General features: G+C 65.2%; 20 protein-coding genes. 4 read left to right on the top strand and 16 right to left on the bottom strand.

Features of this window, described 5'->3' with window-relative positions; all coding sequences use genetic code 11:
- Positions 1-5: 5 nt before the first annotated feature.
- The 15 genes from ftsZ to dinB form a co-directional block, all read right to left on the bottom strand.
- On the bottom strand, positions 6-1,241 hold the full coding sequence (gene ftsZ, locus AC5RTE_RS00320) for a cell division protein FtsZ (protein WP_494039432.1): 1,236 nt from the start codon (positions 1,239-1,241) through the stop codon (positions 6-8).
- A gap of 183 nt (positions 1,242-1,424) precedes the next feature.
- Positions 1,425-2,393 carry a cell division protein FtsQ/DivIB gene (locus tag AC5RTE_RS00315; protein WP_494039431.1) on the bottom strand — a complete coding sequence of 323 codons (969 nt, stop codon included), beginning with the start codon at positions 2,391-2,393 and terminating at the stop codon, positions 1,425-1,427.
- Positions 2,386-3,762, bottom strand: coding sequence for a UDP-N-acetylmuramate--L-alanine ligase (gene murC / locus AC5RTE_RS00310; protein ID WP_494039430.1), 1,377 nt, complete (start codon positions 3,760-3,762; stop codon positions 2,386-2,388). Before murC ends, AC5RTE_RS00315 begins: the two co-directional genes overlap by 8 nt.
- Positions 3,759-4,859: an undecaprenyldiphospho-muramoylpentapeptide beta-N-acetylglucosaminyltransferase gene (murG, locus tag AC5RTE_RS00305; protein ID WP_494039429.1), complete on the bottom strand. Its 1,101-nt coding sequence runs from the start codon at positions 4,857-4,859 to the stop codon at positions 3,759-3,761. Before murG ends, murC begins: the two co-directional genes overlap by 4 nt.
- A 7-nt stretch (positions 4,860-4,866) precedes the next feature.
- Entirely contained in the window at positions 4,867-6,228 is a 1,362-nt protein-coding gene (gene ftsW, locus AC5RTE_RS00300; protein WP_494039428.1) for a putative lipid II flippase FtsW, read from the bottom strand.
- Between the two features lie 2 nt (positions 6,229-6,230).
- Positions 6,231-7,808 carry a UDP-N-acetylmuramoyl-L-alanine--D-glutamate ligase gene (gene murD / locus AC5RTE_RS00295; protein ID WP_494039427.1) on the bottom strand — a complete coding sequence of 526 codons (1,578 nt, stop codon included), beginning with the start codon at positions 7,806-7,808 and terminating at the stop codon, positions 6,231-6,233.
- Positions 7,790-8,899 (bottom strand): phospho-N-acetylmuramoyl-pentapeptide-transferase, encoded by a 1,110-nt coding sequence (gene mraY, locus AC5RTE_RS00290; protein WP_494039426.1) that lies wholly within the window; start codon positions 8,897-8,899, stop codon positions 7,790-7,792. Before mraY ends, murD begins: the two co-directional genes overlap by 19 nt.
- Positions 8,896-10,362: a UDP-N-acetylmuramoyl-tripeptide--D-alanyl-D-alanine ligase gene (locus AC5RTE_RS00285; RefSeq protein WP_494039425.1), complete on the bottom strand. Its 1,467-nt coding sequence runs from the start codon at positions 10,360-10,362 to the stop codon at positions 8,896-8,898. The genes mraY and AC5RTE_RS00285 overlap by 4 nt, the downstream gene beginning before the upstream one ends.
- 6 nt (positions 10,363-10,368) lie before the next feature.
- The gene (locus AC5RTE_RS00280; protein ID WP_494039424.1) at positions 10,369-12,003 is read right to left on the bottom strand and encodes a UDP-N-acetylmuramoyl-L-alanyl-D-glutamate--2,6-diaminopimelate ligase; all 1,635 of its coding nucleotides are present in this window, start codon (positions 12,001-12,003) and stop codon (positions 10,369-10,371) included.
- A 78-nt stretch (positions 12,004-12,081) separates the two neighbouring features.
- Positions 12,082-13,884 (bottom strand): peptidoglycan D,D-transpeptidase FtsI family protein, encoded by a 1,803-nt coding sequence (locus AC5RTE_RS00275; protein ID WP_494039423.1) that lies wholly within the window; start codon positions 13,882-13,884, stop codon positions 12,082-12,084.
- Positions 13,885-13,933: 49 nt separating this feature from the next.
- Positions 13,934-14,644 carry a cell division protein FtsL gene (gene ftsL / locus AC5RTE_RS00270; RefSeq protein ID WP_494039422.1) on the bottom strand — a complete coding sequence of 237 codons (711 nt, stop codon included), beginning with the start codon at positions 14,642-14,644 and terminating at the stop codon, positions 13,934-13,936.
- Positions 14,644-15,633: a 16S rRNA (cytosine(1402)-N(4))-methyltransferase RsmH gene (gene rsmH / locus AC5RTE_RS00265; RefSeq protein ID WP_494039421.1), complete on the bottom strand. Its 990-nt coding sequence runs from the start codon at positions 15,631-15,633 to the stop codon at positions 14,644-14,646. Before rsmH ends, ftsL begins: the two co-directional genes overlap by 1 nt.
- 166 nt (positions 15,634-15,799) lie before the next feature.
- Positions 15,800-16,228, bottom strand: coding sequence for a division/cell wall cluster transcriptional repressor MraZ (mraZ, locus tag AC5RTE_RS00260; protein WP_018763545.1), 429 nt, complete (start codon positions 16,226-16,228; stop codon positions 15,800-15,802).
- A gap of 371 nt (positions 16,229-16,599) precedes the next feature.
- Positions 16,600-16,974, bottom strand: a complete 375-nt coding sequence (locus AC5RTE_RS00255; protein WP_494039420.1) for an SCO2097 family morphological protein — start codon at positions 16,972-16,974, stop codon at positions 16,600-16,602.
- 274 nt (positions 16,975-17,248) lie between these two features.
- Positions 17,249-18,406 carry a DNA polymerase IV gene (dinB, locus tag AC5RTE_RS00250; RefSeq protein ID WP_494040121.1) on the bottom strand — a complete coding sequence of 386 codons (1,158 nt, stop codon included), beginning with the start codon at positions 18,404-18,406 and terminating at the stop codon, positions 17,249-17,251.
- Positions 18,407-18,546: 140 nt separating this feature from the next.
- Between dinB and AC5RTE_RS00245 the strand changes: the two genes are divergently transcribed.
- Complete coding sequence (locus AC5RTE_RS00245; RefSeq protein ID WP_494040120.1) at positions 18,547-19,074, top strand: hypothetical protein; 528 nt, start codon at positions 18,547-18,549, stop codon at positions 19,072-19,074.
- On the top strand, positions 19,071-20,165 hold the full coding sequence (locus AC5RTE_RS00240; protein ID WP_494039419.1) for a polyprenyl synthetase family protein: 1,095 nt from the start codon (positions 19,071-19,073) through the stop codon (positions 20,163-20,165). Before AC5RTE_RS00245 ends, AC5RTE_RS00240 begins: the two co-directional genes overlap by 4 nt.
- Positions 20,166-20,189: 24 nt before the next feature.
- On the opposite strand, the gene AC5RTE_RS00235 is transcribed toward AC5RTE_RS00240, so the two are convergent.
- Positions 20,190-20,543 (bottom strand): Rv2175c family DNA-binding protein, encoded by a 354-nt coding sequence (locus tag AC5RTE_RS00235; RefSeq protein WP_494039418.1) that lies wholly within the window; start codon positions 20,541-20,543, stop codon positions 20,190-20,192.
- 241 nt (positions 20,544-20,784) lie between these two features.
- Between AC5RTE_RS00235 and AC5RTE_RS00230 the strand changes: the two genes are divergently transcribed.
- Together AC5RTE_RS00230 and AC5RTE_RS00225 are read left to right on the top strand one after the other, a co-directional pair.
- Positions 20,785-22,173 (top strand): lytic transglycosylase, encoded by a 1,389-nt coding sequence (locus tag AC5RTE_RS00230; protein WP_494039417.1) that lies wholly within the window; start codon positions 20,785-20,787, stop codon positions 22,171-22,173.
- A gap of 104 nt (positions 22,174-22,277) precedes the next feature.
- A complete protein-coding gene (locus tag AC5RTE_RS00225) occupies positions 22,278-24,389 on the top strand; it encodes a Stk1 family PASTA domain-containing Ser/Thr kinase (RefSeq protein WP_494039416.1) in 2,112 nt (703 codons plus the stop codon).
- The last annotated feature ends 28 nt before the right edge of the window (positions 24,390-24,417 follow it).

Here is a 24,417-nt window from a genome sequence, read left to right as displayed (position 1 = left end):
GGCGCCTACTTCAGGAAGTCGGGGACATCCAGGTCATCCGAGTGGCTGCCGGAGAGGTCCGGCTCCACGACGGAGGGGAGGTCGACGTCGAAGCCTGAGTCAGCGGGAACAGCGGAGGGACGCTGCTGGCCCCAGTTGCTGAGCCCTGCTGCGCCGACTCCTGCGTGGACCGGCTGCGCGTTCAGGGAGTGGTTGCCGGCGGAAGGAGCCTGGGCAGGCGCCGGAGCGACAGCGGCGGCCGGCCGCTGCGGGGCTACCTGCGGCTGTGACTGGTCCATGGACGGCGAGGTGGCCTTGACGTCGTCGAAGCCGGCAGCGATGACCGTCACGCGGGCTTCATCGCCGAGGGCATCGTCGATGACGGCGCCGAAGATGATGTTCGCTTCCGGGTGCGCCACTTCCTGGACCAGGCGTGCGGCTTCATTGATCTCGAACAGGCCGAGGTCCGAGCCGCCCTGGATGGACAGGAGCACGCCGTGGGCACCATCGATGGACGCTTCCAGCAGCGGTGAGGCGATGGCCAGCTCAGCGGCCTTGACGGCGCGGTCTTCGCCCCGGGCGGAGCCGATGCCCATGAGGGCAGAACCGGCGCCCTGCATGACGGACTTCACGTCCGCGAAGTCAAGGTTGATCAGGCCCGGGGTGGTGATGAGGTCAGTGATGCCCTGGACACCCGAGAGCAGCACCTGGTCAGCGGAACGGAAGGCGTCCAGAACGGAGACGTTGCGGTCGCTGATCGAGAGGAGGCGGTCGTTCGGGATAACGATCAGGGTGTCCACTTCGTCGCGGAGGGCGTCGATTCCGGCCTCGGCAGAGCCCGCGCGGCGGCGGCCTTCGAACGTGAACGGGCGGGTTACCACACCGATGGTCAGGGCGCCGAGGGACCGGGCAATGCGGGCGACGACAGGAGCGCCGCCGGTGCCGGTTCCGCCGCCCTCGCCGGCGGTGACGAAGACCATGTCGGCGCCGCGGAGCACTTCCTCGATCTCGTCTGCGTGGTCCTCTGCTGCCTGCTTGCCCACCTCGGGGTTCGCGCCTGCCCCGAGGCCACGGGTCAACTCGCGTCCCACGTCGAGCTTGACGTCGGCGTCGCTCATCAGCAGGGCCTGGGCGTCAGTGTTGATGGCGATGAACTCAACACCCCGGAGGCCGACCTCGATCATGCGGTTGACTGCGTTCACGCCACCGCCGCCGATGCCGACGACTTTGATGACGGCCAAGTAATTCTGCGGAGCTGCCACGTTACGTGTCCCTTGTTCGTGTCCTATTGCGAAATCTGATGAAGAGCTTAGCGACTGAAACCCTAACCTTCGAGTTGAAGGTTATAGTTATGTCAAGTAACTCATGTCTGTGACGGTATTTCCTCTGGTACCCACATTCAATAACCGGCTCCGCGTGTCGGATTAATACCGGAAAGAAAGCACTCAGCGGGTCACCGGATGCCGGGGCACACTTACGTCGTACACCTTAACCGGGTTTTTGGGATCCGCCGGAACCTTGAGCAGGGCGGCCAGCACTTTGGCCTTGAGTTCCTTCTCCCCCGCGTTGCCCCAGATGATCGTTTGACCGTCCACGAGCTTCAGTTCCACCGCGTCCACTGACTGGGCGGAAGCGTTGGACAGTTTCGCGAGCACATCTGCCGGCAGCGCCCCCAGCACGTCGGCGGTGGCGCGGAAGAGGTCCTTGCCGACGGTACCGGCGCCACCGTCAATCACGGGCAGCGAGACGGATGCGGGATCTGCGGTTGCCGCCAGCTGGATGCCCTCCACGTCCACCAGCTGGTACTGCTCCCCCTGCTTGACCAGCGCCACCGGCACGCGTTCGCGCACCGCCACGGCAAGGCCGGACGGCGGACGCGCCTCGGCTGAGACGGACTTGACCTGGACCAGGGGTTCGAGGAGGCGCCCTACCTCCTCGTCCGTAACCTGTGGCAGGGGCTTGCCGCGCAGGGGTTCCAGCGCGGCCTGGACCTGGGCGGGCGTCAGCAGGCGTGTCCCCGAGACGGAAATAGTGTCAACGGCGAGGACCGGGGTGAATACCGCTGCGGCCAGCAGTCCTGCTACAAGGGCAACCAGCACTGCCGCCACGGTCAGTACATGGCGTTTTCGCCGCTTGCCCTTGGGCTCGGGAAAGGCCAGGACGTTGCCGGCCGGGCCTGCCGTGGCAGCGGAGGATGACGCCAACTTGTCCTTGCCCCGGCGCATGAACGGGGTATTTGTGGCCTCTTTGGCTGGCTCCTGAAGTTGCTCAACCGGGCGGGAGGCAGAAATAACGTCGGAGCCGCTATCGGCAGCAACGTCTGCCTTGGCAGCACCCGGGGTTCGGCCGGCCGGAGCTCCGGCCGCAGGGCGCCGGCCGGTGGATGCGTATGTGGGGCGGCGGGAGCTAGGCACGCAGCGCCTCGACGATCAGCGGCCCGTACGCGGTCACATCGCCTGCACCGGCCGTGAGGATGATGTCGCCGGCACCGGCGGCGGCGGCGAGGGCAGCTACGGCCGCGTCGGCCCGGACCAGCCGCCCGCCGTCGTCGAGGTGGTCTGCGATGAGCTGGCTGGTGACACCGGGGATAGGGTCTTCTCGTGCCGGGTAGATGTCCAGCACCCAGGCAGTATCGGCAAGGTTCAATGCTTCTGCGAACTCCCGGGCGAACTCGCGGGTCCGGGAGAACAGGTGCGGCTGGAAGAGGACATGCACTTTATGGCTGCCGGCCACGGAGCGGGCTGCGGCCAGGGCTGCCCGGACTTCGGTGGGATGGTGGGCGTAGTCGTCGAAGACCCGCACGCCCCGCGCCTGGCCCTTCAGCTCAAAGCGCCGCGAAGCCCCTGAGAACTGGGCCAGGGCGCCGGCAGCCACGGCCGGCTCCACGCCGAGCTCAAGGGCCGCGGCAAAGGCGGCCGCCGCATTGAGGGCATTGTGCCTGCCCGGGACCTGAAGCTCGAGCGGAAAGCGGCCGGACGGCGTGGACACCGCAACGTCTCCCGGGCCGCCGTCGTGCAGCACAAGCTCTGCCTCACCGCCCGTCCCGTACAAAACAACACGGGCATTGCCCCGCGCCCGGGTGCGTTTTGCCAGGGCCAGTGCCCCTGGATCGTCGGCGCAGGCGATCAGTACGCCGTCGGCCGGAAGCAGCTCAGTGAAGCGGTCGAAGGATTCGTAGACTGCCCCGGCAGTGCCGTAGTAGTCCAGGTGGTCCGGCTCCACATTGGTGACCACGGCAATCCTGGGCCGGTAGTTGAGGAAGGAGCCGTCGGATTCGTCGGCCTCAGCCACGAAGATCGGGGAGGTTCCGGAGGCGGCATTGACGCCGAGGGCAGGCACGTTGGCACCGATGGCAAAGGAAGGGTCCAGGCCTGCCCCCTGCAGCAGGACCGCGACCATGGAAGTGGTGGTGGACTTGCCATGGGTTCCGGCGACGGTCACCACCACGTCCCCGCCCATGGTTGCCGCGAGGGCAACAGACCGGTGCAGCACCGGCACTCCTGCTTCCCTGGCCGCCATCACTTCGGGGTTGTCCGCCTTGATGGCTGAGCCTGCCACCACAGTTTGTGCGTCGGCAAGGTTGGCACCGTCGTAACCGACGGCGATGCGCGCCCCGGCAGCAGAGAGGTCCGCCATAACGGGAAGGTCCTTGGCATCGGAACCGCTGACCTGCACGCCGCGGGCCACCATGATCCGGGCGACGGCGGACATGCCCACGCCGCCGACGCCGACGAAGTGGACCTTGCCCAGGGACGCGAGGCTGGGGATGGTGTCGGAGGTCATGCGGATACCGCTTCCAGGACGAGGCCGGCCATGCGCTGGTCGGCGTTGCGGATACCAAGTCGGTAGGAGTTTGCTGCCATGGTGGCGAGGCGGGGCTGGTCGGTGACGAGGGGAACCAGTTCGTTGCCCACCCACTCAGGGGTGAAGCTCCGGTCTGCGACAAGCACGGCGCCGCCGGCGGCTACGAGTCCTGCCGCATTGAGGGCCTGTTCACCGTTGCCGATGGGCAGCGGCACCAGGACGGCCGGCACGCCGACGGCCGCGATCTCACAGACGGTCGCGGCGCCGGAGCGGGCAAGCAGCACATCGGCGGCGGCGTAGGCCAGCTCCATGCCGTCGATGTACTCCACCTGGCGGTAGCCTTCGGCGGCCAGCGGCAGGCCGCCGTCGTCCAGAACCGACTTGCCGCGGCCGGTGATGTGCAGGGTTTGGATTCCTGCGGCTGCGAGCTGCCCGAGGGAGGCTGTGATGGTGCGGTTGATGCTTTGCGCGCCAGATGATCCGCCCGTGACGATCAGCGTGGGCTTCCCAGCATCCAGTCCGAGGGCCTCCCGTGCCGCGGTCCGCGCAGCTGCCCGGTCGAGGCCCGAAATCTCGGTGCGCATCGGCATGCCCACGTGCAGGGCTCCCTTCAGCGGGGTGCTGTCAAAGGCTACTGCCACACGCTTGGTGAACATCGCGCCCACCCTGTTTGCGAGCCCGGGACGGATGTTTGCCTCATGGATCACGATCGGGATGTTCCGTTTTCGTGCGGCCAGGTACATGGGCGTGCACACATAACCTCCGACACCCACCAAAACGTCCGCGCGGGCGTTGTCCAGGACGGCGCCGGCCTGCCGGACGGCGCCGCCGAGCCGTCCGGGAAGCCGAAGGAGATCCACGGAGGGCTTCCGGGGAAGGGGCACGCGGTCGATGGTGGCCAGCTCAACCCCGGCGGCGGGCACCAGCCGGGTTTCCATTCCTGCAGGTGTTCCGACGGCGAGGATGGCGGCGCCGGGTACTGCGGTGCGGATGGCAGCGGCGATGGCCAGGAGGGGGCTGATGTGGCCGGCGGTTCCGCCGCCCGCCAGGACGATGGAGGGATTTGGGGAATTCATGTGGGGCTTAGGCACGCTTTCTTGCAGTCTTTTTCCTGGGCGCGGCCGCTGTGGCCGGCTTCGCCTTGAACTTCAGCATCCGTTTGGGCCGGATGGCCGGGGCCATCTGCTCCCGGGCCAGGGAAAGCACCACGCCGATGGCACACAGTGACATCAGCAGGGCGGACCCGCCATAGGAGATGAAAGGCAGCGGCACACCGATAACGGGCATCAGGCCTGTCACCACGGACATGTTCACGGTGGCCTGACCGAGCAGCCACACCATGATGGTGCCGGCCAGGACACGGTGGAACATGCCCTCCTGTGCCACCACCACGCGGTAGATGGCCGCGCCGAGGATGGCGAAAAGGATGAGTACGACGACGGTGCCCACCAGACCGAGTTCCTCGCCGATGATGGCGAAGATGAAGTCGTTGTGGGCTTCGGGGATCCAGCTGTATTTCTGCCGGCTTTGCCCAAGGCCCACGCCAAACCAGCCACCGGAGGCCAGGCCGTAGAGGCCGTTGGTGGCCTGGTAGTTGGCGTCGATGCCGTCGGCGCAGGACTGCCCGGTCCACCAGGACGTGATGCGGCACATGCGGTTCGAGCTGGTCACGGCCATGACACCGGCCAGGACAGCTCCGAAAAGTCCTGCAATACCGAAGAGGTAGAGCGGAGCCCCGGCAAAGAAAAGCGCGGCCGCGGTGATCATCATGATGATCATGGCCGTTCCGAGGTCGTTGCCCACCAGGACCAGGCCAACGATGATGATGGCCATAGGCACGGCGGGAACTGCCACGTGCTGCCACTTGCTGAGCAGCTTTCCCTTCATGGCCAGGACCGTGGCCATCCAGAGGGCCAGGGCGAGTTTCGATGCTTCCGACGGCTGGAAGGTGATACCGCCGAGGTCGATCCAGTTCTTGTTGCCGTTGACCTCGTCACCCACCACCTGGACGAGGATCAGGAGGACCAGCGCCGCCCCGATTGCCGGCCAGGCGAGCCGTTTGAGCCAGATGACGTTGATCCGGGACAGCACGAACATGGTGAAGATGCCGATGGCGGCAAACATGCCCTGCTTCAGGGCATCTCCGTAGGGCGACTTTCCGGCGGCAATGGATTCGACGCTGGAGGCTGAGAGCACCATCATGATGCCGATGGCGGTCAGTGCGAGGGTTGAGCCCAGAATGAGGTAGTACGTAGAGCCGTTCCGGGAGGTGCCGTTCCCTTCCAGTGCGGACCAGAACCTGCGGTACATCGTTCGGAGCCTGGCTGCGGCCGCCGCCGGCCGCGGGCCGGCTGTTGCCGAGGAACCCGGGCGTGGCTTGCCGCTCTGCTGTCCAACCGGCTGCTGCTGCTTCGCTGGCTGCTGGCGCATTGGCGTGCTGGCCATTGTTACTCCTCGCCAATCTGTGCCTGCCCTTCCACCAGCCCGCGGACAGCTTTGATGAAGGTGTCGCCACGGTGGGCATAGGAAGAGAACTGATCCATGGAAGCAGCCGCCGGAGCCATCAGCACAGTGTCGCCTGAGGCGGCGAGCTGCGCTGCTGACGCTACGGCCCTGGCCATTACCGTCTCACCAGGTACGGAAGAACCGGATGGGACGGCGCCGGCCGCCGCGGCAGTCTGCACCATTTCAGTTTCGCCTGCGGCCGGGGTTATCACGGGGACATCGGGCGCGTGTCGCTGGAGGGCCTCGGTGAGGGCAGTTGTATCGCTTCCGATCAGCACTACGGCTTTGAGCCGCTGGACGTTTTCCCGGACCAGATCGTCATAGGTCACACCCTTGGAGAGTCCGCCGGCGATCCAGACGACGTTGCTGAACGCAGCCAGCGAGGCAGCCGCCGCGTGGGGATTGGTGGCCTTGGAGTCGTTCACCCAGAGGACACCGTTGTGGCGGGCCACGGGCTGGATGCGGTGGTCGCCGGGGATGTAGTCCTGAATGCCCTGCCGGACGGCTTTTGCCTCTACGCCATAGGCGCGCACGAGTCCGGCGGCTGCCAGGGCGTTGGCCACCATGTGCCGCGGGGCGAATGCACCGAGGTCGCTCATGGAGGCGAGTTCGGCGGCGCTGTCCTTGCGTTCGGCAATGAACGCCCGGTCCACGAGCAGTCCCTCCACCACGCCCAGCATGCTGACGGCCGGGGTGACGGTGGTGAAACCGACGGCGCGGCAGCCCTCCACCACGTCGGCATTCTCCACCATGCGCTCGGTTTCAATCTGCTCGGCGTTGTAGATGCAGGCCTTTTGCGTCTGTTCATAAACCCTGGCCTTGTCCGCCAGGTAGGAATAGTAGGAGCCGTGCCAGTCCACGTGGTCCTCTGCAACGTTCAGGCAGACACTGGCGACCGGTGAGAGGGACTGCGCCCAGTGGAGCTGGAAGCTGGAGAGTTCCACAGCGAAAACGTCGTATTCCACGGGGTCCCTGAGGGCATCGAGGATGGGGGTGCCCACGTTGCCGACGGCGATCGCCTTAAGCCCGGCGGCGCGGAGCATCGACTCGGTAAGGCCAACGGTGGTGGTCTTTCCGTTGGTTCCCGTGATGGCAAGCCAGTCGGCCGTCTTCCGGCCTTCCCGCACCCGCACCCGCCAGGCCAGTTCGACGTCGCCCCACACCGGTATGTGGGCCCTTGCAGCAGCGGCCAGGAGGGCCTGGTCCGGGCGCCAGCCAGGCGAGGTCACGATCAGTTCGGGAAGTTCACCGTCGATCCGGGGGATGCGCTGTACCGCGTCCTCGCCGAGCAGGACATCAGCTGCGCCAACGATCCTGAGGGTTTCCGCGTGGGCCTTGGCAGTATCGGTCGTGGCAGCGTCCACCACAACCACCCGGGCACCGAGTTCGATAAGGGTATCGGCCGCTGCAAAACCGGAGACCCCGATTCCGGTCACGGCTACGCGCAGCCCCGACCAGTCGGAGTCCCAGGTGGTGAGGTTTTCGAGTCGGGGGGAAACGGTCACAGCAGCACAACCCATTCAGCGTAGAAAATCCCAAGCCCGGCGGCGACGAACAGCCCGCAGAGGATCCAGAACCGGACCACCACCGTTACTTCCGCCCAGCCCTGCAGCTCAAAGTGGTGCTGCAGGGGGGCCATTTTGAAGACGCGTTTTCCGCCGGTGGCCTTGAAGTAGCCCACCTGGATAATGACGGACAGGGTGATCAGGACGAACAGGCCGCCGATGATGCCCAGCAACAGTTCGGTACGGGACAGGATGGCGAAACCTGCGATGGCGCCGCCAATGGCCAGCGAGCCGGTGTCACCCATGAAGATTTTGGCCGGTGAGGTGTTCCACCACAGGAAGCCCACCAGCGCGGCGCTCATGATGGCTGCCAGCAGCGCGAGGTCGAGGGGATCACGGACGGAATAGCAGCCGCCGCCGGCCTCACGGGGTGAGCCGCACGCCTGGTTGCTTTGCCAGATCCCCATCAGCGTATAAGCGCCGAAGACCATTACGGCGGCACCTGCGGCGAGCCCGTCAAGGCCGTCGGTCAGGTTTACGCCGTTGGTGGCGGCGGTGACAATCAGGTTCGACCACACCACGAACAGGATGGCCCCAAGGACGGTTCCGCCGAAGGCAAGGTCCAGCCAGGGCAGGTCACGGACCAGCGAAATCTTTGTGGAGGCGGGCGTGACACCGGCCCGGTTGGGGAAGTTCAGGGCGAGTACCGCAAAGATGATGCCGACGGCTGCCTGCAGGATCAGCTTTGCCTTGGCATTGAGGCCGAGGCTCCGCTGGCGGGAGATTTTGATGAAGTCATCCAGGAACCCCACAAGCCCCATTCCCACCATGAGGAACAGCAGGATAAGGGCAGACGCGGACGGGCCCGAAGAGCCCGGGTTCAGCATCAGCATGATCAGGTGCGTGAGGCCGTAGCTGAGCAGTACCGCCGCCACCACCACGGTCCCGCCCATGGTGGGCGTGCCGCGTTTGGTGTGGTGCGAGGTGGGACCGTCGTCCCTGATGAACTGGCCGTAGCCGCGGCGGACCAGAAGCCGGATGAAGAGCGGGGTCCCTACGAGGGCGAACAGGAGTGCCAGGCCCGCGCCGATCAAAAGTGCAATCACAGCAGAGTGCTCCTTTCATCGGCGGTGCTGGGGGTTTGTCGGGGTAATGCTATCCGATCGCCCAAATGGCGAAGCCCCACGCTGTTCGAGGACTTGAACAGCACCAGGTCCCCGGGCTGCAGCTCAGCGTCCAACAGTTCGTAGGCCTCTTCCACTGTTTCAGCGAAAAGGCATTCGTCGCCCCAGGACCCCTCCTGCACCGCTGACACGTACAGTGCACGTGCTTCCCGGCCCACCACCAGCAGCCGGGAGATATTGAGCCGGACCACCTGGGTACCCACGGCGGTATGTTCGCGGATGGAGTCCTCGCCGAGTTCGAGCATTGCTCCCAGCACGGCCCAGGTACGCCTGCCCCGGCCCAGGTCCGCGAGTGTCCTCAGGGCGGCCCGCATGGATTCGGGGTTGGCGTTGTAGGCGTCGTTGATGACGGTGACGCCGTCCGGACGCTCGGTGCGCTCCATGCGCCACCGGCTGGCGGCGGTCTGGCTGCTGAGGGAGGACGCTATGTCCTGCCCGGAAACACCCGCAGCCCACGCTGCTGTGGCAGCGGCCAAAAGGTTGCCCACGTGGTGTGCGCCGATAAGGCGGCTGCTCACGTGCAGGCCGGCTTCGCTGTCCGGCAGCTGAAGATCGAATTCAGGGTGGCCGGCGGCATTGGTGTCGGCGTTCACTGCCTGGACGGCGGCGTCTTCGCGGCCTTCTGCCGAGAAGCCCAGGACCTGCGCCGAGGTGCGCGCGCGCATTGCGGCCACCCGCTTGTCGTCGAGGTTTATCACGGCTGTGCCGGCCGGGGCTAGGGCCTCGACAAGTTCACCCTTGGCCCGGGCGATGTTCTCCACTCCCCCGAATTCGCCGGCGTGTGCTGTGCCGACGGCGAGCACCACGCCGATGTCAGGTTTGACCATGTCCGCGAGGTACTGGATGTGGCCAATTCCGGTAGCGCCCATCTCGATCACCAGGTAGCGCGTCTCTGTTCCTGCGCGGAACACGGTCAGGGGGACACCGATTTCACCGTTGTAGGACCCTTGCGGCGCCACGGTGTTTCCCTGTGTGGCCAGGATGCCGGCGAGCAGGTCCTTGGTGGTGGTTTTCCCGGCCGAGCCGGTGATACCCACGACCGTAAGTTCGCTGCCTTGCCTGGCGCGGGCAGCCCGGATCCTGCGCACGGCCTCGGCGGCCAGGGCGCCCATGGCAAGGACGGCATCCTGGACCAGCACCGAGGGGTAGGGTGTTCCGCCCGGTGCGGACACCGGCCGCTCCACGAGGGCAAGGGTGGCGCCTGCTGTAATGGCAGCTGCCACGTAGTCATGGCCGTCCGCGTGCTCACCCGGCTTTGCAACGTAGAGCGAACCCGGAGTGGCTTCGCGTGAGTCCGTGACCACCGAAAGGGGCGTGATCCCGGGATCGGCGTCCAGGCGCCCGTTAGTGATTTCGGCGATCTCCGCCGCAGTAAATGCAATCATCTCGGTCTAGGACTCTATCCGGTCGTCTTGGAGAACGTTGAATCCCCTGGCTGTCAAGGCGCTGCGCAGTTCCACCCGGTCGTCGAGGGCAAGGTTGACGCCTTTGACCTCCTGCCACACCTCATGGCCCCGGCCGGCCACCAGGATAGTGTCCTCCGGCCGGGCCAACTCCACGGCATGGCGGATGGCGTCGGCGCGGGGGAAGACTTCCAGGACTTCACACACCAGGGAGTCCTTTTCCTTTGCTTCCCTGGCTCCGGCCAGGACGTCCGCGCGGATAGCGGCGGGATCTTCATCGTGGGGGTCGTCATCGCTGATGATCACGGTATCCGCGAGCCGCGCCGCGATGGCGCCCATGGCGGGGCGTTTGCCCTGGTCACGCTGGCCGGTTGCACCGAACACGACGATAAGGCGTGACCCCTGCTGCGGGGACCGTACGGCCTCGAGGGCACGGGCCAGGGCGTCGGTGTTGTGGGCAAAATCCACCACCGCGGCCGGCCGCCTGGAGACCAGCTGCATGCGTCCGGGCACCGCTACTGTGAAGGGGTCGTGCTCGTCCAGTGCCGCTTGCAGCGCGGCGGCGTCCACGCCTGCCGTCAGGACCATCACTGCGGCCAGCGCCGCATTGGCTACGTTGAAGCTGCCGGGAAGTCCGGTGTGCACAGTGAGCATGGCGCCGTCCGGGCCGCTGAGGGTGAATTCCGTGCCGAGGCCGCGCGCGGCGGTAGCCGTCACAGTCCAGTCGGCAGTGGTTCCGGCGGTCGTGGAGAGGGTGGTGACCGGCACCTCAGTGGCACCGGCGAGACGGCGGCCCCATTCGTCGTCGACCGTCACAACGGCAGCGCGGGCGCGGCGCGGGGTGAAAAGCTCCGCTTTGGTGGCGAAATAGTCGTCCATGGTGTGGTGCAGGTCCAAGTGGTCCTGCGTGAGGTTGGTGAAGCCTGCAACGTCGAAAAGCACTCCGTCCACCCGCTGGAAGGAGATGGCGTGGGACGAGACCTCCATGGCGGCGGCGGTCAGTCCCCTTTCCCGCATGAGGGCCAGCAGCGCGTGCACGTCGGTGGATTCGGGCGTGGTGAGCAGGCTCGGGATGGGGTCGCCGCCGGCATGTATCTCGATGGTGCCGATAAGACCGGTCTTCCGGCCGAGGGCGCGCAGCAGCGAGTTGATGAAGTAGGTGGTGGTGGTTTTCCCGTTGGTGCCCGTGACGCCAAACAACTGCGGCTGGGCGCCGCCCGGCTGGCTTTGATAGATCAAGGCGGACAGTGGACCCACCACGTTGCGGGGCGAGTCCACGATGATTACCGGTACCTGCACCTCGGTGGAGAGCGCGAGCAGCCTGGCTCCGGCATCGTCGGTGAGGACGGCAACGGCTCCCCCTTTGATGGCCTGCGGCGCAAAATCCGCGCCGTGGCGTGCCGCGCCCGGAAGGGCGACGTAGAGGTCACCCTGTTCGACTGTCCGCGAGTTCAGCGAAATTCCGGTGACTTCCACTTCAGCGGCCGGACCGGGAACCGCTACGTCGATGGCATCGCCGATGCTTGCCAGCCGGACCGCTTCTACAGTTGACGGGCGGAAGCGGCTTTGGCCGGCGGGTCCCTCCGGGACGGCGAGGCTATCGGACGGATTGAGGTCAGACAAGGAATCTCCGATGGTGCTAGTGGATCGGGCCCGGCATGGATGAACCGGTGGTGCTGCTGGTTGGCTGTTGCGGGGGTGCTACTTGGCGAACTGGGGAAGCCTGGCCGGTTCGCCGGTGGACGGCTGGACATTGTAGGTCCGCAGCGCCTGGCTCATGACGGACCGGAAGACCGGCCCGTTGGTAATCCCGTAGATGCTGCCCTTGGGCCGCTGGAGTACCACCTCCACAATAAACCGCGGATCATCCATTGGTGCCATGCCCACCATGGAGGCGGTGTAGCCGCAGAACCCGGACTTGCCGTCGTCGCAGGGGGATTCAGAGGTGCCCGTCTTTGCGCCCACGCGGTAGCCGTCGATGGCAGCGTCCTTGATTTGGCCCTCCGTCACGGCGCTTTCCAGTATGTCCCGGACCTGCTGGGCCGTGTTCTCCGAGACGACCTGCCGCGACGGTGCGGCGGGCACCTTTTCCTCGCTTCCGTCCGGGGAGACGTGGGCGTCGATCAGCCTTGGCTGGAGCATCACGCCGTCGTTGGCGATGGATTGGAATGCCCGTACCGTCTGGAGGGTGGACTGGGACACGCCCTGCCCGAACAGCACGGTGTATTCCTGGCGCCCGTCCCACTGCTGCCAGGGCGTGAGGATGCCGGAGGCCGTGGCAGGAAGCCCGATGTCCGGCGCCTCGCCGATGCCGAACCTCTTCAGCCAGTCGTACCGCTGCTCCTTGCTGAGGCGCTGGCCGGCCATGACAGTGCCGGTGTTCATCGAGTAGCCCAGGATGCCCGCGAGGGTGCGCTCCTCGGTTCCGTGGGCGAAGGAGTCGCTGAAGGTTTGGCCGTCCACGGTGTAAGTGGGCCCCAGGGTGAATGAGTCGAGCGGCTTGGCCTTTCCCTCTTCAATGAGGGCTGCCGCGGTCATCATCTTTTCAACAGAGCCGGGCTCGTATGCAGCCGTGACTGCGCGGACACCGCGATCCTTGGCGGCCACCCGGCCGGGGTCGTTGGGGTCGGGGGAATTGGTGTCGGCCATCGCCACCAGGTCCCCGGTCTTGGCGTCCATCACGATGATGACGCCCCACTCTGCGTCGAGCTTGTCCGACTGGCTTTGAATGGCCTGCTGCGCAAAATACTGCAGGTCCGAGTTGAGCGTGAGCTTGATGTCCTTACCGTCCTGCGGCGCTGTGAGCTCATCCACTCCCACGGGGATGCGCAGGCCGTCGGCGCCGATTTCAAAAAGGCGTTCGCCGTCAGCGCCCTTCAGCAGTTCGTCCTGGGTCTGTTCTATGCCGGCCTGGCCAGTAGCGCCGTCGGCCATGAACCCGATGATGCCACCGGCGACGGAACCGTTGGGATAAACCCGCTTACTGACGCCTTCGGTGACGATGCCGGGGATCTGGAGCTGGGAGATCCGGTCCTCAATGTCCGGCTTTACGTCCTTGGCAACGATGTAATAGGGCTGCCCGCCGGTGACGGCGTCCCGGACAGCGTCCTTTTCCATGCCCAGCGCGGCGGCGAGCTCGGTGAGGCCCTGGTCACGGCTGACATCCACCAGCTTCTCTTTGCCGTCCACCGTGTCCAGGCGCTTGAAGGTTTCGGTTTTGGTGTTGACGCGCTGGTCCACCACCACGTTGTAGCGGATCACGCTGTTGGCCAGCACGGTTCCCCGGGAGTCCAGGATGCTGCCTCTCTCGGCAGGCAGGACGGTCCGCTTCATCCGGCTGTTCAGTGCTGCTTCGGCCATTCCACCGACGTCCAGCCCCTGGACCAGGAAGAGCTTGCCGCCCACCACCAGCAGGAGTGTCAGCATTATTCCCAGTCCCAGCCGGAGCCGCTTTTTGGCGCTGGGTACCTTGCCGCTGCTTGCTTTGCCGGTCCTCTGCGCCACCGTGATATTTCCTTGCTGCTCGACCTTGTTGCCTGTCAGACCTGCCGCGTTACTGTCCGGGGACCTTCTGCTCGGGTGCCGGTACTGACCCTCCGTGGAGCTCTGCCGGCGGCAGGGCCGGCGCCGACGACGGTGTCTGGGCAGGCGCGGACGACGGCGATGCCTGGCCAGGCGTGGCGCCGGCGGCGGGCTTGGCGTCTGTGGGGGCGGAAGCAGCCGCAGGTGCCTGGGCGGGCTTCCGGGCTTCCAGCGGATCCTGCTTGCTTGGCGGCGGAACCACGGTTACCTGGCCTGCGACAGCAGGCGCCGGGATAACGGCGCCGGCAGCACCGTCCTTCACAGCCGGCGTGGCCTTGCCGGTGACGGTGAGGGTGGACAGGTCAATCTGGCCTTTGACGGTGGAAGGAACCATGCCCAGCTTCGTCGCCTGCGCTGCAAGGTTTTGGGGTGCTTCGAAGTTCTGGACCTGCTGGGTGAGGTCCTGGTTCTGCTTGGTCAGGGTGCTCTGCCGGGCGCGCAGTTCCACCAATTGGTACTGCGCCGTGGATACGGAAATGTTCAGGACAAGAACAGCGATCAGGGCCACGGCAAGCATGGCGAAGCAGAGCACCACGAAGGGGGCGCGGCGTTTGCGGGGAACGGTCCGGACTACGGACAGCGGGGTGCGGTTCCGGCGGGGACCGGCCGGCGAACCCGCAGGAAGCTGCTTGGCCGCCGAACCGGAAACGACGGGAAAGTTCTTGACGGCAGCGGTGCTCACTAAGCTCTCCTGGTTCGGATACGTTCCACCGCGCGCAGCCTTGCTGAGGCAGCGCGGGGGTTTTCGGCGATTTCGACGGCGGTTGGCACCTCGGTGCCTTTGGTCAGGGTCTTCAGTTCGGGTTTGTGCTCTTCCAGCTCCACGGGAAAGCCGAGGGGAGCGGAGGATTTGGATCGGGCCTGGAAAACTCCCTTGACGATCTTGTCCTCCAGGGAGTGATAGGACATGACCACTATTCGGCCGCCCAGGGCCGTGGCGTCAACGGCCGCGGGGACCGCCCGCTCCAGCACGTCAAGCTCCTCGTTGACTTCGATCCGCAGGGCCTGGAACGTCCGTTTGGCAGGGTGGCCGCCGGACTTTGCCGCTCCGGCCGGGACGACTGCGCGGATCTGTTCCACGAGCTCGCCGGTAGTGGTGAAAGGTCGGGAGGCCCGGGAGGCAACGATCCTGTTTGCTATGCGTCCGGCGAACTTCTCCTCGCCCCATTTCCGGATGATCCGGACGAGTTCCTCTTCGCTGTAGTTGTTGACGACGTCGGCCGCAGTCTGTCCGCGGCTGGTATCCATCCGCATGTCCAGGGGTGCGTCGAATGAATACGCAAAACCCCGTTCGCGCTCATCCAGCTGGAGGGAGGAAACGCCCAGGTCCATGAGGATGCCGTGTACTTCGGTCACGCCAAGGTCAGCGATGACTTCTTCGATTTCGTCATAGACCGCGTGGACCAGGTCTGTCCGCGCCTGGAACGGAGCCAACCGCTCCCCTGCCAGGGCAAGGGCTTCTTCATCGCGGTCGATGCCGATCAGGTGGAGGTCCGGGAACCGCTGCAGCATGGCTTCGGAGTGGCCCCCCATGCCCAGCGTCGCGTCGATGGCCACCGGGGTTTCGCCGCGGCTCCTCGCCGCTTCAAAACCCGGCGCCAACAAATTGATGCACCGGTCGCGAAGGACCGGCACATGGCGTTCAGACGTTGGCTTCTGTTGATCGTGCATGCCCCGTCCTCTCTCGCCGTCGCTGTCACTGGTATGGTTCTTGGCCCAGATCCCCATCCGCGCCTATCGTCGTGCCCGCCTGGCTCCGGGGAAGTGAGCCAGGTTGGCCAGCCGATGGGCCGGCTGGAGATCTCAGCCAAGACATCTGCCCGCGGTCCTGTTCCGGTCAGAGAATGCCCGGAATGGGATCATCGGTTTCGGAGAAGGCGGTTTCCTTCTCCGCGAGGTATTCATTCCAGGCCTGGGCGTCCCAGATCTCGGCGCGGGTTCCGGCGCCGATGACGGCCAGTTCCCTCCCGAGCCCTGCGTACTCCCGGAGCGCCGGCGGAATAGTCACGCGCCCCTGCTTGTCAGGTACCTCGTCCGAGGCTCCAGAAAGAAAGACGCGGATGTAGTCCCGCGCCTGTTTTGAGGAGATTGGTGCCTCCCGCATTTGCTCGTGAACCCGGGCAAATTCCTTCTCGCTGAAGACGTAGATGCAACGCTCCTGGCCTCTGGTGAGTACCAGTCCGCTGGCAAGTTCCTCGCGGAACTTCGCGGGGAGAATGATCCGGCCCTTCTCATCCAGACGTGGCGAATGCGTGCCCAGAAACACTGGCCCACCGCCTGTCCGATGTCAGGAACTGCACATCCCCTATGTTGCAACCACCCTCTTATGTCCTCCACATTACTCCACTTTCCACCACAGTCAACGTGAAAAGCGCGGGGAAGCGCTCAATTCCTGGGAAAGGCACCCCTAAAACACGCGGAATTGCGTTGGTGGTGGGAAGTGGAGGACTTTCGGCAATTCCCGCAGTGCGGACGCGCAAGGCGCCTGTGCCCCCAACGTATCCGCGGACATCGCGAAAGATGGAGGCCGCTTAAATGCGAAAAGACCCGCCGAAGCGGGTCTTTTTGGCAATAACCCCACGTTGTGGAGCAAAGTGGTGCGTACTGCGCTTTTGGTGTCAGCGGACGCCGTAGCCTTTAGGGCTCTCCCCGGCGCCTCTCGTCCCAGCGCTCCTCAAGGTTGCTCATGAAGGAACTCCGTTGCTTGCCGCCCTTACCGGTGCCGGGCTTGGCGGTTTTCGTTGCTGACGAATTGCTGCGCATCGTGGCGAAATAGACGCCGCCGCCCATAACAACAAATCCCAGGACACCGACAAAAATGTTTTGGAGGGTGACTCCCACAAGCAGCAGGAAGACGCCGGCCAGCGCGCACAGGACGCCAATCACGACGTGTCTGGTAGACCACGAACGCCCGGGGTCCGATCCCATGGAATTCGCGAACTTTGGATCATCCTCGTGAAGCTGCTTCTCCAGCTGCTCAAGCAGCTTCTGTTCGTGCTCCGACAGCGGCATCACGACCTCCTTTGTAGGCCAACGTCCGGGCTGATCCCAGCCATTTCTTCTGCTCGGATAACGTCTGGTATGCCCTGGTGGTTCCCGTACCCGCCTGCTGTAGCGGTAAACGGCAACCCGGGCATGCAAACGGTGAGCGGAAGCATGTCCAGGAGAGCCAGGCAGTAAGTCCAGTCACTCCAAAACTTCGTATCTATAAGGATAGTTTGTTCAGGGCCGTTCTGAAAGACGGCAATGACTTTCCCGGCAGCCGCCAAACGGCTTATTTGCAGGCTTATTCGGAACCGCTGCCGGGCTCAAGCAGCCGGGCAGGAAGGACCGATTTTCCACCGAATTTGCGGGCTACCTGGTCTACGGCCTGCTCCGCGGCGCGCCAGTTTTCGTCCCTGCGGTCGATACTCAGCTGCAGCGAGGTCCGCGCGGCCTCTTCAAGCTGCTCAGCCCGCACTCCCACCAGCCTGACAGTCATGGGCCTGTCCACGGAGTCCAGGAGCTGAAGCGCCACGGCATAGATGAGCTGCGCGCTGTCCACGGGAGTCTGGACGGTACGGCTGCGGGTGATGGTGGAGAAGTCCGCGAACCTCAGCTTCAAGGCGACGGTCCGGGCCACCATCCCCGAACTGCGCAACCGCTCCGCCGTACGGTGCGAAAGCCGCAGCAGTTCCCGGTGGAGGAGGGCGTCGTCGGCGGTGTCCACAGCAAAGGTTTCTTCCGCGCCGATGCTCTTTTCGACACGGACGGGTGTGACGGGACGCGGGTCCAATCCCCAAGCGAGTTGGTGGACATGAACCCCGCCCGCGCCAAGCATCTTCTTGAGGGACGAGACCGGCGTGGCTGCCAGGTCTGCGACCGTTTTGATGCCCATCCTCGCCAGGACGTCGGTGGTCTTCGCGCCAACCCCCCACAATGCGCCGACGGGCAGACTGTGGAGGTACGGAACCGTCTCGTCAGGTCCGATCAGGAGCAACCCGTCCGGTTTGCAGCGGGTGGAGGCAATTTTTGCCACAAACTTTGTCTCAGCAACCCCCACCGAGGCGGTAATGCCGAGCTCCGCAGCCACCCTGCGCCGAATCAGTTCTCCGATGGTCCGGGGCGGACCCAGCCTGCGTATCGCACCGCTGACGTCCAGGAACGCCTCGTCCACGCTGAGCGGCTCCACGAGTTCGGTGACGGACTCGAAGATCGTCATCAGCTGGGCGGAAACCTCGTAATACTCCTTGTGCCGGGGCTCGATGACTACCGCCTGGGGGCACATGCGCATGGCCACTGCCATTGGCATCGCGGATTTGACGCCGAAGGCCCTGGCTTCGTAGGACGCGGAGAGGACTACTGAGCGCTCCGCCGGATAACCCACGATGACCGGCCTGCCACGCAGTTCGGGCCGCGTGCGCAGTTCCACGGAGACGAAAAAAGCATCCATATCCACGTGCATGATGCAGTTGCGCCTCCGGGGCAGGAGGCCTGCTCCGGCCGGCTCGATCGTCCCAACAGGTGCCACGGCTGCAATCCTATCGCCTTGTACTGACTAAACTGGTGGCTGAATCCGGCATCTACACCAGGAGGAATGTCCCTGTGACGGTCATTGGAAAACCTAAGCCAGCAGCCCTGGCCGCTTTTGCTGCCGGTGCAGCCTTGGCGCTCGCTGCCTGCAGCCCAACGCCCTCAGGAACACCGGACCCCACAGCCTCCGCCTCTGCACCGGAAACGGTGCAGTCCACTGTGACAGCCGCGGCCAGCCCCTCCGCCTCGCCCAACACCTCCGCTACCGTAGGGGCCGTCGTCGAAGGTTTCCCCCAGCAGCTCCTGCCGCTCATGCCGGGCGCGGGCGTGGTGTCCAGCAGCTTCGACAAGGCATCGACGCCGGCCACCGCAGCCTTGGTTGCCACCATCACTTCGCCCACTGCGGCCGTCCTGGACTTTTACACCAAAGAACTTGAGGCGCGCGGGTTCAAGGCAGTGCCGGGCGAGGCCGTGGGGGCGGTAGCTTCCAAGGACTTTGTCCGCGGAGACAGTGAGACCGTCAACATCTCCGCCGTGGAGGCCGGCGGCGTTGTCACCTTCACCATCGGTGCCAACGTGGCAGCTGAGTCAGCCAAGTGACGGCAACTGAGCAGATAAGGGATGAACAGGCCGCCTTCGTAGCGGCGGTCGCCGGTGAGCTGACCGACTTCCTCACATCCCGGCAATCCATCATGTCCGCCATCTCCCCTGACATCGAACCCCTCACGGGTTCCATCTCCAACCTGGTGACCGGGGGGAAACGGCTCCGGGCGCTGATGTGCTACTGGGGTTGGCGGGCCGCCGGCGGTGAACCGTCCGCCCGGCAGATCGTGACAGCCGGTGCCGCGCTGGAGCTGTTCCAGGCTGCCGCGCTAATCCACGATGACATCATCGACCGCTCGGACACCAGGCGGGGCGGACCCAGCGTCCACCGCCGGTTCAGCCAACTGCACGGAACCCAAGGCTGGGCCCTGGACAGCGAGCGGTTTGGGCAGGCAGCTGCAATCCTCACCGGCGACCTCTGCCTCTCGTTCAGCGAAGAAGCGTTTACGGACATCGGCGAGCGGGCTGCTGCCGGCAGCCGAGCCCGGCTGATCTTCAACCTCATGCGCGCAGAGGTCATGGCCGGCCAGTACCTGGACATCCTGGAGGAAGTAGCCGGACCCGTGCGGGACCGGGCGGGAGCCGTCAGCAGGGCCCAGTCCATCATCAGGTTCAAGTCGGCCAAGTATTCAACCGAGCACCCGCTCGCGCTGGGCGGCGCACTCGCCGGTGCTTCCAACGAACTTCTCCGCGGGTACTCTGCATTCGCGTTGCCCCTTGGCGAAGCCTTCCAGCTTCGTGACGACGTGCTGGGTGTCTTCGGCGATCCGCTCACCACCGGCAAGCCGGCCGGAGACGACCTGCGCGAAGGCAAGCGGACCGTGCTGGTAGCGCTTGCCCTGGACCAGGCATCGGAGTCCGAATCGGCGTATATCGACGCACGCCTGGGCAGCCCCGACCTCACGGAGGAGGACATTTTCGAAATCCGGCGGATCATCGAAGAATCGGGGGCTTTGCAGGCCACCGAAGTCCTCATCAACGAATTCGGCGCGGCAGCCTACGATGCTCTCGAGGCACTTCCCCTGGACCAACTGCCGAAAACCGCCCTGCAGAGGCTGGCCGAAGCAACCGTCAGCCGCGCCTCCTGATTCGATCGGCGGAAAAGCCGGCACCTACCAGGCCAAAGTCTGGGCCCTGCGCCTGATTTCTGTTTTCCTGCCCTCCCGCAAGGCGTCAATGGGACGTCCGCGCAGTGACTCATCAGGCCTGAACAGCCAGATGATGAGGTCCTCGTCCGAGTAACCTGCGTCCGCCAGCACAACAATGGTGCCTTTAAGGCTGTCCACCACCTGGCCGTCCTGAATGAATTCAGCCGGGACCGAACGGATTTTCCGTTCTCCCACCCGCAAAGCCGCCAAAGCATGCTCGTCAATAAGGCTGTGGACTTTGGTAATCGAGACATCCAACAATTGGGCGACGTCGGGCAGGGGCAACCATTCGCCCACGAGGTTTTCTACATTACTCACGGATCAAGGTTGCCACGGTGGATACCGTCGCGCCTAGTCGGTTCATCGCTTGCCCGCAGCTGACCTGCGGACACTCCACAAAGTCCTGCTTACGGCAAATGCCGAAATTCTTGTGCTACGGACAAATTCGTGAGAGATTCACATAGATCACATTCGTAACAGGAATAACACCTGTAACAGTAGTATCGGAATGACAGCGGCATCCCCGCCCGCGCCCGCAGTTGAGAAGAGGATTCTTTCCATGACGATGTCCCGCTCGCCCAAGCAGCCCCCAAAACCGAGCCTGCCCACAATCGCTGCCACTACGGCAGCGCTGCCTGCGGTCGTATTGTCATCCCTGGCCCTCGCCCAGCCCGCTGCCGCGGAGCCGCCCGCCCGCGTTGTTCCGGCCACCCTCGCCGCGGCCATGAAGGCCCAGGCAGCGCAGGCGGCACAGGCGACGGCGGCCGTCATCCCGGCGTCGTCCGTCTCCACCACCATCCCCTCGGCCTTCAAGCCGGCCCAGCCCTCCGTGCCGGCCGAGTACACCATCGCCCGGGGTGACACCATCAGCGCTGTCGCCGGCAGGTTCGGGCTGAACACGGGCGACATCCTGAAGCTCAACAACCTGCAGGCGAACACACTTATCTACCCGGGACAGAAGATCAAGCTTTCCGGTACCCCGGCGCCCGCAGCTCCCGCTCCGGCCCCTGCACCGGCTGCCGCACCGTCGACGGCCAGCGGCGGTGCCAGTTACACCGTGAAGCCGGGCGACACGCTGGGGGCCATCGCCGCCAAGCACAAGGTAAGCCTGTCGGACGTCTTTTCGTGGAACAACCTCAACATGCGCTCCATCATCTACCCGGGGCAAAAGATCAAGGTTGGCGGCGGCGGCTCAGCTCCCGCACCGGCGGCCCCCGCTCCTGCACCGGCGGCACCTGCCCCGGCTCTGGCAAACACCTCGGCTGCTGCCCCGGCATCCGGCTCGTACACCGTCAAGGCCGGTGACACGCTTTCTGCCATTGCCTCCCGCCACGGTGTCAAGCTTTCGGACCTCCTCTCCGCGAACCAGATGAACCTGCGTACGGTGATTTACCCGGGCAACAAGCTGGCCATCCCGGGGGCCGGCCAGCAGGCACCCCAGCCACCAGCCTCTGTTACGCCCCTCGTGCCCAGTTCCTTCCTTGGCTTTACCTACCCCGCCGCCGTGGTGAGCTCAGCGAACGAAAACAAGGCACTCCTGAACGCTTCGCCGGTGCCGTCACGCGATCAGATGCGCGGCATTGTCGCGAACACGGCGCGGGCCATGGGCGTGGAGCCGTCTCTCGCCCTCGCTTTCGCCCACCAGGAGTCCGGCTTCGACCAGCGTGCGGTATCCCCTGCGAATGCCATCGGAACCATGCAGGTCATCCCCAGCTCGGGCCAGTGGGCATCGGACCTGGTGGGCCGGAAGCTGAACCTTTTGGATCCCTACGACAATGCGACGGCAGGTGTGGCGATCATCCGCCAGCTCCTCGCCACCAGCAAGGACAGGGATTCAGCCATCGCCGGCTACTACCAGGGGCAGTATTCGGTGAGCAAATACGGCATGTACGAGGACACCAAGGCCTACGTCGCCGCCATTAAGGCACACCAGAAGAACTTCGGCTAGCAACCCCGGCTGCTCCCGCAACGCGGGGGCGGCCAGCGGAAGGCGGCACGGGTCCGGACCGATATCGGTTCGGACCCGTTTCATTGCTGGATTACGATCGTAGGGTGCAGGAACACGTGTCAGACCCTCTGGTAGGAACCCTGGTGGACAACCGGTACGCCGTCAGGTCCAGGCTGGCGCGGGGCGGCATGTCCACCGTTTATGTGGCCACCGACCAGCGGCTGGAACGGGACGTGGCCCTGAAGGTACTGCACCCCCACCTCTCCGCGGACGAAAACTTCCTTGACAGGCTCAGCCGGGAAGCCAAGGCCGCAGCCAGGCTTTCCCACCCGCACGTCGTGGGAGTTCTGGACCAAGGCACCGACGCCAACACCGCGTATCTGGTGATGGAGTACATCAAGGGTCATACACTGCGGGACGTCCTCAAGGCCAAGGGCGCGCTTCCGCCCCGGCTCGCGCTGGCGCTCATTGATCCGGTGGTGGAAGGCCTGGGCGCCGCCCACGCAGCCGGGTTCATCCACCGGGACGTGAAACCTGAAAACGTCCTGATAGCCGAAGACGGCAGGATCAAGATCGGGGATTTTGGCCTGGCCCGGGCAGTCACCACCTCCACCAGCACCGGAACGCTGCTCGGAACGGTGGCCTACCTCTCCCCCGAACTCGTTCTCGGCAAACCCGCCGATGCCCGGAGCGATGTGTACTCCGCGGGCATCATGCTCTACGAGATGCTCACGGGCCAGCAGCCGTTTACGGGCGAGGGCCCCATTCAGGTGGCCTACCAGCACGTCAACGGGACGGTGGGTCCACCCTCGGCACTGGTGCCGGGCCTGGCGGCCGAAGTGGATGAACTCGTTCAGTGGTGTACTGCCAACGATCCGGAGAACCGTCCCATCGACGGCAACGCCCTGTTACAGGAGCTGCGCCATATCAGGACCAACCTCAGTGACCGCGAACTGGACCTGCAGCCGCCTGGCGCCCTGGCTGCAGGCAGCCCGGGTCCCGCCGGGAACCACAACCACACCGAAGTTATAGCCCGTACCAACAATCCAACGAGCGTTATGCCCTTTGGCCGGCCGTCGTTACCGCCGTACCGCCCGTTGCAGCAAGTGGAGGAGCAGGGGCCGGGCCAGGTCACCGGTCAGGCAGCCAGCTCTCCTGCTCCCGGTCTTCGGCATGAACTCACTCCCCCTGGGACGGACGATGACGCACCATGGGCGGCGGCGCCTGCGGCGATCAGTAAGCGGGCCCAGCGCAAGGCTGATAAGGAAGAGGAAAAAGCCCGCGCACGGGCTGCGGCCACTCCGGCACGCAACCTGCGCGAGGGCAGCCCGCGCCGGCGGGGGGTCTTGTGGGTGGTTGTCCTGCTCATCGCCGCGCTGCTGGCAACAGGAGCAGGCTGGTTCTTCGGCATGGGGCCCGGTTCGGCTGCGGCCATTCCTGCCGTGGCGAACAAGACGGTGGCACAGGCCCAGGAACTCCTCAGCCAGGCGGGGTTCCGGTCCACCACCAGGGACGTTTTCGACGACGCCGTGCCGAGCGGGCTGGTGGTGGGCACCGAACCCCCGGCCGGGTCGGAAATCCGGAAGTTCCAGCCTGTTTCGGTCTTTGTCTCGAAGGGCCCGCAACTGTTTCCTCTGCCCGGGCTGACCGGGGCAACCATCGAGGAAGCAAAAACCGGGTTGAACAGTGCCGGGATGGCATTGGGAACGGTCACGGAGCAGTTTGACGAGGCTGCGCCGGCGGGAGTTGTCCTGTCCCAGGATCCGGCCGCCGGTACCCCGCTACGGCACGGCACTCCGGTCAACCTGGTGGTGTCCAAAGGTCCGGAGCCAATCCCGGTACCCAACGTTGTGGGCCTGGACGAGGATGATGCCAAGGACGCCATCGAGGCGGCCGGCCTGGAGGCGGAGGTAGCGCGGGAAGAGGTCTTCGACAGGAATATCCCGGAGGGCGCCGTTGTGAGCCAGTCTCCGGCAAACGGCACCCTCACCCGGGGCGGGACGGTGACCCTGACCATCTCAAAGGGACCGAGAATGGTGGAGGTGCCCAGCTACATCGGCCGGCAGGCGGCTGAAGCGAAGCGTGCCCTCGAAAGCCTGGGCTTCCAGGTTCAGGTAGATAATATCCTGGGCGGCTTCTTTGGCACTGTGCGGGACCAGGACCCCGTGGATACCGAAGTACCCGAAGGATCAGTCATCACACTGACTGTGGTGTAGGCGGATCCGCTCCGCCCACACCCGTCGT

The organism is Arthrobacter sp. K41, assembly GCF_059089645.1.
Note: the sequence above shows the minus strand (reverse complement) of the source record. Positions and strands in the feature narration are given on the sequence as shown.